Here is a 16,165-nt window from a genome sequence, read left to right as displayed (position 1 = left end):
TTATTTATTATCCGGAATGGGGGTGCCTGTTTTCTGCTGGCTATTTAAGTGTGAGTGCTGATTGTTTTTTTCTAATGCTTGTTGCTGACGGGCAATTAATACAGCGCCGACTTCTGGTGAATTTAACGCTGGGGTGATTTGTGCTTGTATCTCTGGCGTTAACCAAGGCGCTACCTTGTCAGATAAACCACCAATAAGACTCAGACCCTGTGGCTTTTTCTGTAACAGTTGTTGGCAAAGTTGATTAATGTATAAAGAGCCTTCTTTTACAATTTTCACCGCAACCGGATCTTTTAAATCTGCATAATCAAATAATAACGGTGCATATTGCGCAAACTGAGCGGGGCTTGCTTGAGCAAACACCTCTACAATATTTTGTGCCGATTGGCAGTCTAAGGATTCAATTAATTTGACAGTGAATCTACTCGATGGCTGCAGCTTGTCGATGGTTTCAAGTGCATAACGTATAGACTCTGCGCCAAACCAAGCACCACTGCCTTTGTCACCGAGCGAAAAGCCATGTCCGCCATATTCCAGTTGCCTACCTTCTTCGCACACAAGTCCAGATGAGCCGGTTCCAATAATAACAATTGCACCAGAAGTGCGTTCATGGGCACCCACACAAGCAATATGTAAGTCGGTGGTGAGTTGTAATGTAGCAAATGGATGTTGCCACTGACTCATCTTAGTTAAACAGCAGGGAATATTTAAGCCTGCTAGGCCCATCACAGCATGAGTGTTTGCGGCATTATCGATATTTAAATTAGCCGTAGCAAAAACGCCCGCGATAACGTCTTTTAAAGATGTCATAGCAAGTTCGTAATCACGCATGGGATTAGCGGGGCCACTAACGTATTCGCCTAAAAAATTTCCATCTGCATCTTCTAGTCGCGCTTTGCATTTGCTTCCGCCGCCATCGATACCTAAAAAGTAGGTTTTTTCCAAACTATTGTCCTCTCATGATTACGGGTTGATCGCGACTGCTTACTGATGCATTTGGAACGGTTGCCCTGACACGAGTAATCGCCTCTTCTGGCAGCTTTACTGGCGTAGTAAACACTTGCCAATCTTGACCATTTATTTGAAATTCTAACTGTAACCCACTAAATGTTGTGTGCATAAATAACTTGCCTCCTTCCACCATTGCGCCTGGTAATGGCACTCTTGGAACTATTCCATCTGCTATCAATTGCGGCATAGCTTTTGTGCTTAATAGATGGCTGAAGTTAAGCCAATCAATATGCATTGCCTTGGTTTGTGTTTTATCAAAATGCTCAGTTTCGGCAGAGTAACTGACACCCGTTTTGTAATCCTCTGCCCATGTTGGTGTGTGCCAAGCACGCTCAGCTACAGCTAATAAACGGGGGAAAAGCATATAATTTGCCTGAGCATCAGAACGTACAGTTTCACCCCATAATTGTGCTTGAATGCCCAGCACTTGTTGTTCATTTTGAATATTGATAGTGGCGGTGGCTGCATAATTATTGCCAAAATTATCGGTCCAAATTTCTGCATGTACCGGTAAGTTGTTTGGCATAAATTGAAATACTTGATAGCTATCGGTATTTCTTGAACCCCAGTAATACCCGGGCTCTATTGGATCTGCTTCATAGGGAAAATCAAAATACAGCACATCGGGAGTCGACAAAACAACATCCCAATTATCGTTGATCATTTGATGTACTTTGTTATGCCCACCAGAATACAGGGTTTCCCAAGCGTTTGCTTGTACCTTAGCAGGCAAGTTAGCTAAATTTGCGTGCGACAACCCATCACTCCAGCTGGCTGGAATAATGCCTAAGTCACTGACCTGATGTGCAACCTTTTCAATAAAATAAGAACCTAGTTGTTTCGCTTCTGTCAATTCGTCGTTGGCTGCAATAAGCGTTTCACAGGCTGGTGAATTAGTCCATGCGCCAGCGGTTTCATCACCACCAATGTGGTATCGCTTAAGTGGAACGCCAGCTGCAATATGCATCTCTTTTAACTGTTTAAGCACTTCTGTTACAAATGTATAAGTGGAGTCTAAACAAGGATTTAAAGTGTTGTCGTTATAATGCTGTATTGAACGGTACTCGCTTGTATCTTCTGACTCGGTTAAGAAGTATTTTTCTGCTGCTGTTGGGTTTTCCTCAAGCATTAGGCGTTGATATCTTGCATTCATTGACACAATTGCAGCACGTGAGTGCCCAGGCATATCTAACGATGGTAATACTTCGATTTGTCGAGCATGGGCATAATGCAATATTTCGATGTAGTCATCTACGCTATAAAAGCCGCTGTTTTGTTGTGTGGCTGCTAACTTACCATCACCGCCAGCAAGTTGAGGTAACAGGCAGTTTTTTTCAGACTCATCGAAGCACCTAAATGCACCTACGTCGGTTAACTCAGGCAACGATGCAATTTGTAGGCGCCAGCCTTCATCATCGGCTAAATGCAAATGTAGTTTGTTAAGTTTGTAATACGACATTTGATCTAAGGTTTGTAGAATAAATTCTTTACTGCGAAAGTTTCTCGATACATCGATGTGTAACCCACGAAAGCTCATGCTCGGTTGATCTTGCACTAAGCCTTGTGGCAATGAGTTGCTTTTCGCATCGTACAGTTGAGCAATTGACATCATCGCATAATACAAACCTGCTGAGTCAGCATAAGTGATTTGTATATCTTGGCTATTTATTAATAAAGTATAACCTTCAGCAGGCAAGTTTGACTGGAGACTGACTTCTATCGCTAACCCTTGAGCGTCTATTAGCAGTGAATTTTGACTAAACCGTTTGGTTATTGCATTTATTAAAGCCGCGTTCACGCCATCGAGTGAGTCAGCTAATTCTGGAAGTCGAACACCTTGGGTTAACTCAATGCGATTTTTCGACCAGTTGGCAGAATGTAATTTGGGAATAATACGCAACTTAGCCGCTGGTGAGTAATGTGGAATTCTTGACGAAAAGCGAGTGTAACGTTCATAAACATCTGCAATGGCAACCTTATCATTCGCACTTCTGAGCATTTGTTCAGGGGTTGTGAAAGGTTTTATGTGCTGAGGCCTAGGTAATTGATGGCCCTTTGTTAGGCGTTCAGTTGTTGAGGCAATGACGCTATTTTCACCGTTACCGGTAACCAGTAAATAATTGGGGAAAAAAACTGATTCAGACACCAAAGGCGTATTGCCGTAAAACTTTATTTCATACGGGGTGTTAGCATCAAGTTTAGATATTTTGGGTTTGATTTCATGCATATCACCGTTAACGTGCGTAAGGCTAAGTTCATTGCTTATGGCTTGGTTTATAGGCGATAGATTACTGAACATAATGCGCCAATTTTTAGGCATACGCTCAGGAAATGTTAAGGTTATGTTGGCCACATAACAACTACCTGCTTCGTTAGGGCATGCTTCAGTTGCATAGTTATTCTCAATGCCTACACTAATCTGAATTTGCTCTGCCGCGCTGTCTACTGAAAGGTTGGATTCAGTTGCTGAGGGAGCATCAGTAATTTGATCACAACCAACCATCAACATGCCAGCGGATAAGGCCAAACTAGCAAGAGACCTTCGTGTAAAGATGTTATTTGTTAGTGCAGTTATGCGACTACTTTTCATGGTTGTGCCCTATTTTTATAAACTCGGCGTAAATATTGATTTGTTGGCACAAGTTTCTTGTTTGTTCGTTAATCCAGTTTAGTAACCTAAATGTTCTGGTGATAACGCTGTTTTATTTTGTTTTTAATCTCAATGACAGCGTTGTCAGTTTGGTTAAAATTACTATACAATTTGCTTGTAAGCAAGTGAGATTCACAAAGGTTTAACAAATAAGCGCGCTTTTGAGCTTGGCCTAAAATTCATTTCAATTGATTAAGTGCGCTATTTTATTGGTGTTCAGCAATATTCTGCCTAGTCTGAAAATTATTCGTATATAATACCAACGGATTGAATATTTATTTTTTTACAAAAGGAAAAAGTCAGGGATATGAAAGTCACCATTAAAGACGTTGCTATACACGCAGGCGTATCATTCAAAACTGTTTCCCGAGTAATTAATCACGAAGGTACTGTTAAACCTGACACATTAGAAAAAGTAAATACTGCAATTGCAGAGTTAAACTATCAGCCAAATACCGCAGCCAGAAACCTTGCCGGTTCAAAATCTTTCGCCTTGGGTTTTATTTACGATAACCCTAACGCCTATTACGTTATTGATATGCAAAGAGGGATTTTAGAAGAGTGCGGTCGAAAGGGGTATGAACTCATAATTCACCCATGTGAGTCAGATCAGTTTGATATTATTACTAAAATTCAAGATATGGTGAAACGCACACAGTTATCCGGATTAATTGTCAGCCCACCTCTTTCTGAAAACCCTACTTTTATCGAAGAATTGGCCAGATTAGATATTCAATTTGTGCGTTTGGTATCGGGAGATAACAGTCAAATTGAGAATACGTCTTGTGTATTCATACATGACCGCGAGGCCGCCCATTCTATCGTTGAGTATCTGATTTCTCTTGGGCATAAAAAAATAGCTTTTATCAGTGGTGAGAAAGACCATAAATCTACTCTTGAACGCCAAGAAGGATATGTTCAAGCAATGCAATTACATGGACTTGAAATCAACAAAGAGTGGATTGTTGAGGGTCGGTATTCATTTGATTCTGGTGTAAGTGGTGCAGAAAAATTATTAGGCTTAGAAAATAAACCCACTGCCATTTTTGCCTGTAATGATGAAATTGCTGCAGGTGTATTTTTAAGTGCTCGCTTAGCAGGTTTTGATGTGCCTAATCAGCTATCAATTGTAGGCTTTGAAGATAGCCCATTCTCTCGGCAAACAATTCCGCAATTAACCACGGCCGCGCAACCCACCCAACAAATCGGGTCATCGGCTGCAGCCTTACTGATTAGTAACATCACTCAAAATCGACTACGTACTCAAACCAACGAACCCAGACATGAAAACTTTACACCTGAGTTGGTAGTGCGCGGTTCCACTTCAAAATGCAAGTAACTAACTACTGTAGCTGACGAGGTGATGTTGATAACTTTGTTATGCACTTTCTCTTTTTTTTAGTTCTTTTTGGTAATTCTTCTCTGATAGTGTCCATGTTAAATACCCAAAAGCTAAACCACCCAAAGTCCAAATAAGTGCATTTATAGCAATCAGCCCAAATGTCAGATCCCCATTTTTAGGCATATTTACTACAAAAGTCATTACCACAAACATTGGTACACCCCATGAAAGAAGCCCATTGATTAAAATGAATCTCCTTTTTCCTTTCATTCTCATTTTTTGCCATTTATCAAATTGTTTTTCTTTCATCTTATTAACCTTTTCGATACTACGAATATGACTTTATGCTTTTTATTAAAAACTATGTGAAAAATATTTTCCATAGTTAAATTAATAGCATTAGTAATGTCAGGCGCTTTATCACTTTTGTTGTGTTTTATTGAGTAGTCGGTATACACCTCTAATGCAACCACTCTCTGAAGGTGGCTGCTTTTTTTTATTTAAACAAGCATAATTGCAGTGCTGTTCTAGCATGTTTGGTAGAGGTAGATAAGGAATAAACGACTAACGTTTAAAGCAGGGAAAGACGCATAAGGTTAATCAATTATTTTCCATATTGCCCAGGTGTTTGCCCAGTCATTTGTTTAAACGCCTTATAAAATGACGATTTAGCATTAAAGCCGGAGTCCATGGCAATATCTAAAATAGTCTGTGTTCCTTGCATTAATATCCCCTTTGCATGTTCCACTCGCCAGTGATTAACATAATCAAAAAACGACACTTTGAGATTTTCATTTAATGTTTGGGATAAATAATTAGCGGGTACCTGAATTTGCTTTGCAAGTGACGGTAGAGATAAATCGGGCTGTAAATACAATTGTTGGTTTTGCATAGCCGCTTCTAACTTTTTGGCTATTCGTTCAGACTGGGCTAAATCTAACGCTGATTTTTGATATTTTTTCTTGCTGGGCAATAAAACTTCTTCAAGAGATTGCTCAAGTTGCTGATTATTATCTGCGGTTAAATAGCGGCCATGAAAACCAGGTTTTTGGCGCAATCCCCATAGGCCAATCGTCCATACCAAAGCTAAGTAACAGGCTGCGATAACTTCATCACCAAATAGGGCATGCTCGTTAATCATAACTGGCAAGATATAGGCTAAGGTGGTTATCCATGTGCCAGCAATAATCAAAACTAACCATAACACCCAGAATAATTCTCGTTGTTCGTTAGAAGAAAACAGCAATTTAAGTTGCTGTTGATAACGCAGTAAGCGTTTAACCACAAACACCAAATAGAGTGATGACTGAACTAAGAATAAGAGTAATAAAACAAAAAAAGCGACGACCACAAATATGCCCATAGAGCTGGTTGGATCTTGGCCATCAATGAAAATGGGTTTTATGATTGATTCGGGTAAAACAACAATAAAAAGAGACAACAACAAGCCTAAAAATGCAGGAATAAAGTGTCGCCAATATCGCCATGAAAATTGCCAGCGGGTGGGTGAGGTTAAACCTACCACATACAGCCAAAGTGCAACGGGCTGCAATGAAAAGCAGGGTAAAGAAATAAATATGGCGTAAATGGTAAATTCAGGCCAAATGTTATTCAGAGCTGGCAAGGTATAAGAACAACCACTGGCGATAAAAAAGATCACTAAAGGCGTATAAACCGCCGCGACTTTTAACCGCGTTAATAACATGGATAACACAAACACTATTTGACCCAGCGCCGCAATCAGCAAAGCAAAGGTGACAAGGTTAAATGACTCAGTGATGGGTGACATGCCGCTCTCTTATGGTGTGCGTTTGTTGAATACTCAACTCATAACTTTCTTTATTATTCGTTTACTACCATCTGATTATAAAGCTTAAAAAAATAATTTTCGTCCTAGAACGTAGGCATGGACGACATACAACCTAAAGATAATGCAATATTTGCTCAGAGAATGACGAACCTAAAAAACTCTTGGTTTATTTAGCATTAATTGCAACACAAAGGAAAGCAGATGAATAAGATTTCAACCTTAAGAGCATGGCGAACATGTATTTTGTTATTGTTATTGTTATTAGGCATGATATCCATCGCTTTAGGCAGCCTTCAATTGAGTGAAATTAGCCAAGGAAATGCCCAAGGCAGCTACTCAACCATGCCATTGCCCGTGGTAGTGCATATCGTTTTTGGGATCATATTTAATTTATTGTCCCCCTTTCAATTTGCGCCAAGCATTCGTACAAATTACCCTAAGTTTCACCGATATTCAGGCCGATTATTGGTTGTTTCGGCAATACCGGTGGTTTTTAGCGCCTTATGGATGAATCAATATTTTCCTAGTTACGGTGGCACCTTAAAATACACAGGCATTATTGCTTACTGCATTGTTTTACTGGGCTCGTTATTTTTAGCGATTAAATATGTCATGCGTAAAGACATTCAAAACCACCGATTGTGGATGATGCGCGCTATGGCTGCAGCATTAGGTCCAGCCACACAACGGCTGATTATTATCCCGGTAGTTGTGATTTTTGGTGAAGAGGTGGTTACGGATAGGGTCATAGGTTTGCTAATTTGGTCTGGGATCCTCATCAACCTAGCATTTGTAGAGTATTTACGGTTTAGAGAAAGGGGCCTTAGCCATCAAGATCCGCGGGTCAAATTCTTTCAACGAACCTGACCCCTTAGATCGTTAGATCGTGACCCCTTAGATCGGTTTGTTTTTCTTATACACTAAACCCTGTCTCTTCTTTGTTTTTTTATTCACTACTAATATTAGACTTATTGATAATTTTAATAAGTGTTGGCGTTACGTATAGTCTCGGAATGTATCTGAGAGGTAACGCACTATGCCATTTTCGCTTTTAAAAACGCAGTCCGTCAATGAAGAGCTAAAGCCATGGAAGGTATTGATAGTTGATGATGAGGAGGATATTCATACCATAACAAAGATGGCCCTCAAACGATTTGAATTAGAAGGCCGACGGCTCGTCTTCTTTAATGCATATAACTCACAAGAAGCTAAAAACATATTATCCGAAACTGAAGACATTGCCCTTGTGTTTTTGGATGTAGTCATGGAAACCGACGATGCCGGCTTAAACTTGGCTCACTGGATACGTAATGAGCTTGATAATCAATTTGTACGCATTGTCTTGCGCACTGGGCAGCCGGGTCAGGCACCCGAAGAAGAAGTAATAATGCGCTATGACATTAACGACTATAAACAAAAAACAGAATTAGACCGCACAAAACTGTTTACGAGCGTAGTTACGGCATTGCGAGCCTACCGTGACTTGGTAAAAATAGAAGATTCACATAAATACGAAAAACTCTATCGAACAGGGTTGCAATCGGTGATCAGGTCCACTGCAGACATCATGGAAAAGAAAACCCTGAAACAGTTTTTTGATGGGATACTGCAGCAAGTTGTTTCTCTAATGCATATCCAGGAAGAAGGGTTATTTGTTCGCGCTTACAAAGGTGCAGGTACAATATGTAGTAAAGATGATTACAAAATCATTGCTCACTATGGTGGTGTTGGAGAAGGGAGTATCGATGAACATATCTTAAAACTGCTAGACAGAGCGAGGAGAGAGAGAAAAAGCTTATTCGAGCAAGATACATACATCGCATATTTTCCCTCCGAGAGTAAAGAAGACAGTTTACTTTACTTAAAAGGCGTTAAATCGTTAACAGATATCAATATTCAGCTGCTCAATGTGTTTTCCAATAGCATCGGAATTGCGTTTGACAATCTATTGTTGAACAGAGAGATTATTCAAACTCAGGAAGAATTGATTTCTCGATTAGGGGATGCTGTTGAGTCTCGTTCAAAAGAGTCTGGCAATCATATTCGTAGAATTGCTGAGTTTAGCGAATTACTTGCGAAGAAATTTGGATTAGATGAAGTCGAATGTGAAGTTCTAAAACAAGCATCACCAATGCATGACGTTGGAAAAATTGCCACGCCAGACCAAATACTGCTTAAGCCAGGGAAATTGACGGACCAAGAAATGGAAATCATGCGCCAGCACACACAAATTGGGTATGACATTCTGAAAGGATCAGAGAGGCCGATATTGAAAGCGGCGGCTATTATTTCTCAACAACACCACGAGAAATATGACGGGTCGGGTTACCCGAGGAAAATGGTTGGTGAAGAGATTCATGTATACGCGAGAATTGTTGCATTGGCTGATGTTTTTGACGCACTTTTACATAGACGCTGCTACAAAGGCGCTTGGCCAATAGACGATGTAATTAGTCTCATTGAAAGTGAAAAAGGCAAACATTTCGATCCGACGTTAGTTGATATTTTAATCAATAATCTTGATCAATTTATTGACATAAATAGCGCCTTAACATTGCCTGATGAACTTTAGTAACAAAAAGCGATAATCTAATGCGAAATATAGCTCATGCAGAAAATGTCATTCACGCGCTGTTAGCGCTTTCTTCGTTGGTAACGTCTTCCACCAAACTCGCAAAGTTGTATCCAAAAATACACGATATTATGCGTGATATTTTATTCGCGGAAAACGTCGCCATTTTTTTGTATGACTCCGATATGCAAACTATTACTTTTGATTATTTTGTTGATGAAAAGGATGGTAGTTTTCTTCAAAACAAGACAATGCCCCTTGGACAGGGAATATCATCTTATGTGATTAAACAGAAAAAGCCATGTTTGTTGTCAAGTGATGAAATTATACAACTCCACGAGAAGGGTGAAATATCCGCTATTAAAGGAACACTTCCTGAAAGTTGGATGGGGGCACCATTGTTTCACGCTGGCGAAGTTACTGGCTTGGTTATTATCCAACAATACAGTAAAGACTATGAATATGAAGACAAAGATTTGGATATTCTTTGTTTTGTTGCGACCCAGATTTCTACCGTTATTACCCAGCGCCTGTCTCAGAGTGAATTAGAAATGAGTTTAGCTACTATCAAAAGGCAACATAATGATCTCAAAAAAGCGATGGATGACTTGGATAATGCTCAAAACGAATTAGTTCAAAAAGAGAAGATGGCTTCATTGGGAGGCCTTGTGGCAGGTATAGCTCACGAAATCAATACGCCGATTGGCATCTGTGTCACAGGGATCACTAGTCTGGCACATGAATATAAATCCTTCGTACGCAAAATGGAGAGCGATAATGTCAAAAAACGGGATTTGGAAAACTTGCTAGAAGATGTGGGGGATGCCTGTCAAATCATTGAATCCAATACGCATAAAGCAGCAGAACTCATCAATAGTTTTAAGCAAATCGCAGTAGATCAAAGCTCAGATGCAGTGCGGGAATTTGACGTAAAAGGCTACTTAGATGAAGTCTGCCTATCACTTGCACCGATGCTTAAAAAATCAATTCATAAACTGAATGTTGTGTGCCCACAAAACATAAAAATGACATCTAACCCAGGCGCACTTTCGCAAATTATCACCAATTTGATACACAACTCATTACTGCATGCTTTTTCGGATGTTGCGCCGGGTAATATGTATCTGGAAATTGAAGTTAAAGATACGTTGATTTTGACCTATTCCGATGATGGAGCTGGTATGTCTGAAGATCAATTGAGTAAGTTATTCGAGCCTTTCTATACGACTAAACGTAACAATGGTGGCAGCGGACTGGGCGCACATCTCATCTTTAATCTTGTTACTGCAGCGTTGAAAGGTAATGTTTCAGTTAAAAGTAAATCAGGACAAGGTTTACAGTATAAAATTGTGATGCCCCTGATACTAGGATAAGTAGAAGCTTATTATTTGACATTAAGTAGTTAATTCAAACTTCTCTGAGTTATTGCAGTAGTCTACAACAAAAGGACGCCGCCCAAAGCTACTAAGCCTGAACATTAGAATGGCGTGCATGTTGGTCTTGGGCTGTCTATCAGTCAAAAGTTACTGGCCCTCATAGATTCTAATTTGACAGTAAACAGCAAGTTAGGTAAGGGCAGTTGCTTTAGTTTTGAATTGCCATTGGTAGTGTCAATTGAATAAATTTGAGAACCTTTTAACGCCTCTGCATCGATACCTGAAATAAAGTTTGCTTAGGGAGTGCTAACTCAGTTTTCAATAAAGCTTCGGAATAGTTTTGCCGATTCGTGATTGATATTCACTTATCTGCAGCTCAGAGTATCGGGTTGCTCCAATTGAATCGCGAAATTACTCACCTCAAAAGGATTCGGAGTAAATCCAGACCGGTACTTACCTTCTCCTAAAGTTGAATCAGCTATCTTTTGGCCAACACTATTTCCTTGTGCGGTTTTTGCGACATATTAATACTCGGGAGCAAGACGGAAACTAAGCTCATTACCTACGCAAGCTCCAATAACCATCATTAGCCCTCCACCACTGAAGTTGAAATTATTAGTTAGTTCGAATGAAACGCCATAATCACCTTGGATATTTCCGCCGAGTCCCTTACCACCATTACCATTAAATGCTACTTGGGTAAAACCATTGCTATCTACTGTACTAGTGGAATCTTCTACTGAAATTAACCCCGCACTTGCTACATTAATAATGCAGTTGACAGTAAAGAATATGCTAACTAAAGATAGTTTTAAATATTTCAGTTTATTTTATTTCCAAAATGATTACCTTTCATCACTTTTTGATTGGTAATCGTAAAAATAGTAATTCATTTACAAATTTAATCGACCTGATGCTAAACAAATCATTCCCAAGGCAAGAATGGCAAGTGAAGAGGGTTCCGGCACACTTACTGGTGGGCTGATGTCTTCCACGGGAGAAAAGTTGTTAAAAGCAAGGCCTATACCTTCTGTTTTACTACCAGTAAACGTGATATTAATTTGTGTGATATCGCTTAGGCCATTAAAACCGAACGCCCATGGCGAACCATCTAAAGTGTGGTCGATGCCCAGTGGTGATTGAATTGAGTCAAGCAAGTTAGACCCATTGAAGGCTTGAACTAAGAATCTCTCAGTTGCCCTACCTCCATCAATGTCCCAAATCTCACCAGACGCTGCAGTAACAGGGTTATCTGCTTCATATAAAATGGTAAAGACACCAAAAGGTTCGTAAGGAGTACTTTGCCTTAGGAAAAAATCACCTAACAACGAAGTATAACCAGGAGCTGCAGTATCCTTAGCGGCACCAGCGCCCCAGAAACCAGTATCATTGCCAGCATCACTATTCCCAGCGCCCTCAAAAACAGCTTTAGTGTCTAAAACGCCATCGAAATTACTATCAAAACCAAAACGTACGGTTACTCCATCAGCGATAAAAGCATCCGTAAATTCTATTGTTCCATTATCTGTAGGTACACCACCTGATGCTGTTGTCTCAAAATCAATAAGCCCAGCGTTTACGTTTAATGCCATTGGCAAAAAAAGGCTACCGCATAAGATTCGTTTCACATTCATAATAACTCCTAATTACAAAAAAAAGATTTACTCCAATGATACACATCAATATTTGCGCCAACATGTAAGAATAAATAAAACCCTGACTTATCAAGTACTTAAGCATCCCCCTTTTTTGCTGTTTAGATTGTGATTTGCTTTATGCATTGCAATTTGCAAATACCCCAAGCGGACAGACTAAAAAAGAACGTTAGTTACCGTATAACATGCTTAACTTGGTGGTAAAAATTACTGTTCCATACAATGAAGGAATCTTTAGTTATTCGCGTAATTACGTGGATATACTTGGAACTATTGTGAATTTCCTCTTAATCACCCATATATAGTAGTGACATAAAAAATTCCGGAACCACTATGTTGCTGGTTAACTTAACAAACAAAGGCAGCGGATAATCCGCTGCTTTAGGCGTTATGTCTAGGAGGCACTATCGACTCCAGTGAGCAGTATTCTCTTGCCGCTGATGCAATACTTGTGACGCATGTATTGTGCGTAGCCTTCGTCGTAGTCGGATTGATAATTGTTTAAGTGGGTTTGCTTCTATCCTGGCAGTGGGTGAGAAATCCTTGGTTTCGTATTGCGCATCTAGCCGGAATTGGAGTTGTCGTTTTGCATTCTTGGTTTGGCGTTATTTGCCCGCTTGCGATCTGAGAAATGAATATACGAACGAAGGCAAGAAAAAACGTCTACGATGGTTCTTTCGTAACACATTGGTTTACCCAATTTCTATATTATCATGCGCCGTCGCGGGTTTTCGTCACGTGCTACACTGTTTTGGTGGGCTGGTTTTGTTTAGCTAGTTCGTGGTCCGGCCGAGTCCCTTTTCTATAAGGGGGCAGAGGGGGCCTCTTAATCGGGTAGCCGGATGTCTCTAACCTCCAGCCCCACAACACCCCGCATACGGCTCCGCACAGGACGTTCCACTTCTTCCAAGCTCAATATCTGCGGTAATTTACGCGGCGTAGGGACCGCACTTAATTTATCAACAATATCGGGGCGATTGAGGGTTTTACAGTACAGAAACTGCAATCCTGATAATGTGGCATTAATGGTGATTTTCGACGTACCTTGCTCGGCTAATGCTATCTGAAATTGCCGCAACTCTTCTGATGCAGCCTGTGCAGGCGAGTATTTGAGGTACTTGGCAAATCTTGCCACCGCACGAATATAGCCAATCTGGGTTTTAGGGCTGAGTTTACGCATGTTCATATCGTCTATCATGCGTTGACGTAATGGATTAACGGTTTCATTAACCTGAGTCATAATAATACTCCCAAGTGAATTAAGGACGAAAATGCCCTTTACTCAGCATAGAAGTGGGTCTCAAATGATGGGGAGATTTACGAGATCAAAGGGGAAGCCCTACCGCGAGAGCGGTGTAGTCCATTGGCACAAAGTGTGCTTTTGATATATTACAGCAGGTTAAAGCATGCGCTGCGCTAAGTGCCCTCTCGATAATTGCTCCTGCGTTATTCTACCTTCCAACATCCATGCGAGAGGTAAAGCAAAAACATCGGCATCGCCGATACCCCTTTGGTGGCTTCGCCACTGCTCTTTCGACTTTAAAGTTTCAGCTAAAAGTAGCTTATTCTTGGGCCAAATGGCAAGGACGCCATTTGAGTGGAGCTTGAAGTGATACATTCGAAACGCCCCAAAAAAAAATCATTTTTGCGGTTAAAAACTTTAGGAGCGAGCGGCATATTTTGCTTACTTTTTTTGCTGTAGGCAAAGACTAAGTCGCACAGAAAGGATTCTGTGTGAAAACTGCTACGGAAGTCGGTAAGCGTCAGCGCATGCTCTTAGTAACCTATAAACTATCGTTAACCGAAATCACATCCACACTATAATGATTCAGCCACACTTGACCTGTACCGCTCATGATTTCTGTTCCTAGCTGAATATCAGCGATATAGAGATCGGATGGAATAAACTTTTGTGCAATGCCGTGGCGTAACATTTGTGCAGCATCAAATTTAATTAGCATCAGTGGTTGGTTTGTACGAAACGCCAAATAGACCCAGTTGTTGTCATTCTTACCTGAGGTATCCTGCCAGTTTTGATCTAACCACACTTCCCATTCGATGCCATTTATTACAATCTCACCTACATTTTCACCCGCTGGATCGGCATAAAAATCGTCGCTGGCATAAGTCCAAATCATGACTTCGGCGGCAATACTGGATTTATTGATCTGTGTCTGAATAGTATCGGACTGGGTTAACCATAAAGTTGTCGCAAGGTTTAGTTCGCCATCAGTCAAGATATCCACACTTTAGTCAATGTCTAACCTTGCTAATTGATTAACAGAAATAGGATAACCCGTCTTAATCTGATTGTGCTGTAACCAAGGGCTATTGCCTAGGGAGATTTGTGGCTGCGCATAAACTTTGCTGCCCTCTTTTGGCCATTGCTAGTACCAACCATACTGAGTTTTGGCATCAAGTGTTCGCATGGCTAAACACTGGGTCCATTTAAAATCTTCTGCTGAATGGGCATTCCAAATATTGTTTTGTAAATCACCATATGGAGTACTGCGACTTCCATAACCTTCACAAGAAAAAGCTAAAATAGTTTTGTCTTGTTCAATTGCAGCGAGTTTTTGTTTTTCACTCACCCCATCGCTACAGCCTACAAATGCTATAACCAAAATAAAAATTTGAAATTTATCCAACATCGATTTCCCTTTCTACGAAAAGTTTTCTATCAATGCCAGCATACAACATTAGATAATTAAAGGGTAAAACGGGATAGCAATAAAAGGACAGTAATACAAAACTAAATTAAGGCTAATCCTAAATGTATTATGAATAAAGCGAATAGCCCAGCCAACACATCATCAATCATAATGCCAAAGCCACCATGCACATGCTTGTCTAGATAACTAATTGGCCAAGGTTTCAGAATATCAAAAAAACGAAATAACACAAAACCCATTAGTAAGGTTTGCCAGCTTAACGGCACTGCGAGCATAGTTATAAGCATACCAGCCACCTCATCCCAAACGATTGATGAGTCGTCATGTACGCCCATGTCTTCAGCTGTTTTGCCACAGATCCATATGCCCACCAAGCTAACCAATATTGTGACAATTAAATAAACAGAAAAACTAGCAAAAATGCGACAACAGCACCACTAAAGGCAAAGCGGCCAAAGTACCAAATGTACCCGGCATTTTTGCAGCTAAACCACTGCCAAACCCTAGAGCCAAAAAATGCACAGGGTTAAGTAAGCTAAGTCGACTACGTATTTGCTTATCCACAATTTGCCCTTTTGATCGTATTCATCCCAACTGAGAATATTTAGAAGTGTTGGTAACCATTTATAGTATATTCGTAAGGTTTTTCGTCTTGACGCAATTCTAACTTACCTACAGCACCGTTCAATTGACCAATGTAGGTAGCATGAACATTCGCACTGGCTAACGCCGTCTCTAGAGAGCCTTTTTGTTCTTCGCTTACAGTGAATAATAACTCGTAATCATCACCTGCACTCAAGGCATAACCAATCGCTTGACTGTTACTAACTGATTCTTTTAAAGCTTGTGACATTGGCAACTTATCAACATGTATTGTTGCACCACATTGCGAGGCCTTAAGAATATGTTTTATATCAGATACCAATCCATCTGAAATATCAATACACGCACTCGCTATTCGCCTTAGGCTAGTGCCAACCAATAGTCTTGGAGTAGGGTAATTCAATCGATTAAGTAAATAATCAGAGTTGAGTTCGTCATCTAATACACATTTTTGTTGTGCAATATGTAAACCTA

At 40.3% G+C, this 16,165-nt stretch carries 14 protein-coding genes and 1 pseudogene; 5 read left to right on the top strand and 10 right to left on the bottom strand.

The window, feature by feature from the left end; translation table 11 throughout:
- Nucleotides 1-945, bottom strand: a complete 945-nt coding sequence (locus tag QZ488_RS06255; protein WP_293746968.1) for a BadF/BadG/BcrA/BcrD ATPase family protein — start codon at nucleotides 943-945, stop codon at nucleotides 1-3.
- Nucleotide 946: 1 nt separating this feature from the next.
- Nucleotides 947-3,601, bottom strand: coding sequence for a family 20 glycosylhydrolase (locus QZ488_RS06250; protein ID WP_293746966.1), 2,655 nt, complete (start codon nucleotides 3,599-3,601; stop codon nucleotides 947-949).
- A 367-nt stretch (nucleotides 3,602-3,968) separates the two neighbouring features.
- Here QZ488_RS06250 and QZ488_RS06245 point away from each other — a divergent pair, with 367 nt between their 5' ends.
- A complete protein-coding gene (locus QZ488_RS06245; protein ID WP_293746965.1) occupies nucleotides 3,969-5,000 on the top strand; it encodes a LacI family DNA-binding transcriptional regulator in 1,032 nt (343 codons plus the stop codon).
- A gap of 39 nt (nucleotides 5,001-5,039) precedes the next feature.
- Here QZ488_RS06245 and QZ488_RS06240 read toward each other — a convergent pair whose 3' ends face one another.
- On the bottom strand, nucleotides 5,040-5,312 hold the full coding sequence (locus QZ488_RS06240) for a hypothetical protein (RefSeq protein WP_293746964.1): 273 nt from the start codon (nucleotides 5,310-5,312) through the stop codon (nucleotides 5,040-5,042).
- A 295-nt stretch (nucleotides 5,313-5,607) separates the two neighbouring features.
- Nucleotides 5,608-6,792, bottom strand: coding sequence for a response regulator transcription factor (locus QZ488_RS06235; protein ID WP_293746963.1), 1,185 nt, complete (start codon nucleotides 6,790-6,792; stop codon nucleotides 5,608-5,610).
- 222 nt (nucleotides 6,793-7,014) lie between these two features.
- Here QZ488_RS06235 and QZ488_RS06230 point away from each other — a divergent pair, with 222 nt between their 5' ends.
- The 4 genes from QZ488_RS06230 (at nucleotide 7,015) to QZ488_RS06215 (ending at nucleotide 11,007) form a co-directional block, all read left to right on the top strand.
- The gene (locus QZ488_RS06230) at nucleotides 7,015-7,680 is read left to right on the top strand and encodes a DUF2306 domain-containing protein (protein WP_293746961.1); all 666 of its coding nucleotides are present in this window, start codon (nucleotides 7,015-7,017) and stop codon (nucleotides 7,678-7,680) included.
- Nucleotides 7,681-7,849: 169 nt separating this feature from the next.
- Nucleotides 7,850-9,385, top strand: coding sequence for a DUF3369 domain-containing protein (locus QZ488_RS06225; RefSeq protein ID WP_293746960.1), 1,536 nt, complete (start codon nucleotides 7,850-7,852; stop codon nucleotides 9,383-9,385).
- Nucleotides 9,386-9,405: 20 nt separating this feature from the next.
- Nucleotides 9,406-10,758, top strand: coding sequence for a GAF domain-containing sensor histidine kinase (locus QZ488_RS06220; RefSeq protein WP_293746959.1), 1,353 nt, complete (start codon nucleotides 9,406-9,408; stop codon nucleotides 10,756-10,758).
- A 114-nt stretch (nucleotides 10,759-10,872) separates the two neighbouring features.
- Nucleotides 10,873-11,007: an ATP-binding protein gene (locus tag QZ488_RS06215; RefSeq protein WP_293746958.1), complete on the top strand. Its 135-nt coding sequence runs from the start codon at nucleotides 10,873-10,875 to the stop codon at nucleotides 11,005-11,007.
- 647 nt (nucleotides 11,008-11,654) lie between these two features.
- Here the strand turns inward: QZ488_RS06215 and QZ488_RS06210 are convergent.
- The 6 genes and pseudogenes from QZ488_RS06210 to QZ488_RS06180 form a co-directional block, all read right to left on the bottom strand.
- Entirely contained in the window at nucleotides 11,655-12,395 is a 741-nt protein-coding gene (locus tag QZ488_RS06210; protein ID WP_293746957.1) for a PEP-CTERM sorting domain-containing protein, read from the bottom strand.
- Nucleotides 12,396-13,242: 847 nt separating this feature from the next.
- Complete coding sequence (locus QZ488_RS06200) at nucleotides 13,243-13,656, bottom strand: site-specific integrase (protein WP_293746956.1); 414 nt, start codon at nucleotides 13,654-13,656, stop codon at nucleotides 13,243-13,245.
- Nucleotides 13,657-14,200: 544 nt separating this feature from the next.
- Nucleotides 14,201-14,662 (bottom strand): hypothetical protein, encoded by a 462-nt coding sequence (locus QZ488_RS06195; RefSeq protein ID WP_293746955.1) that lies wholly within the window; start codon nucleotides 14,660-14,662, stop codon nucleotides 14,201-14,203.
- 141 nt (nucleotides 14,663-14,803) lie between these two features.
- Complete coding sequence (locus QZ488_RS06190) at nucleotides 14,804-15,067, bottom strand: hypothetical protein (protein ID WP_293746953.1); 264 nt, start codon at nucleotides 15,065-15,067, stop codon at nucleotides 14,804-14,806.
- Nucleotides 15,068-15,168: 101 nt separating this feature from the next.
- Nucleotides 15,169-15,652 (bottom strand): annotated as a pseudogene (locus QZ488_RS06185) (phosphatidylglycerophosphatase A).
- 40 nt (nucleotides 15,653-15,692) lie between these two features.
- Nucleotides 15,693-16,165, bottom strand: a 473-nt coding sequence (locus tag QZ488_RS06180; RefSeq protein WP_293746952.1) for an AIR synthase-related protein, incomplete at its 5' end; no start/stop codon positions are given.

This window comes from uncultured Paraglaciecola sp. (genome assembly GCF_913020055.1).
Taxonomy (GTDB): Bacteria; Pseudomonadota; Gammaproteobacteria; order Enterobacterales; family Alteromonadaceae; genus Paraglaciecola.
Note: the sequence above shows the minus strand (reverse complement) of the source record. Positions and strands in the feature narration are given on the sequence as shown.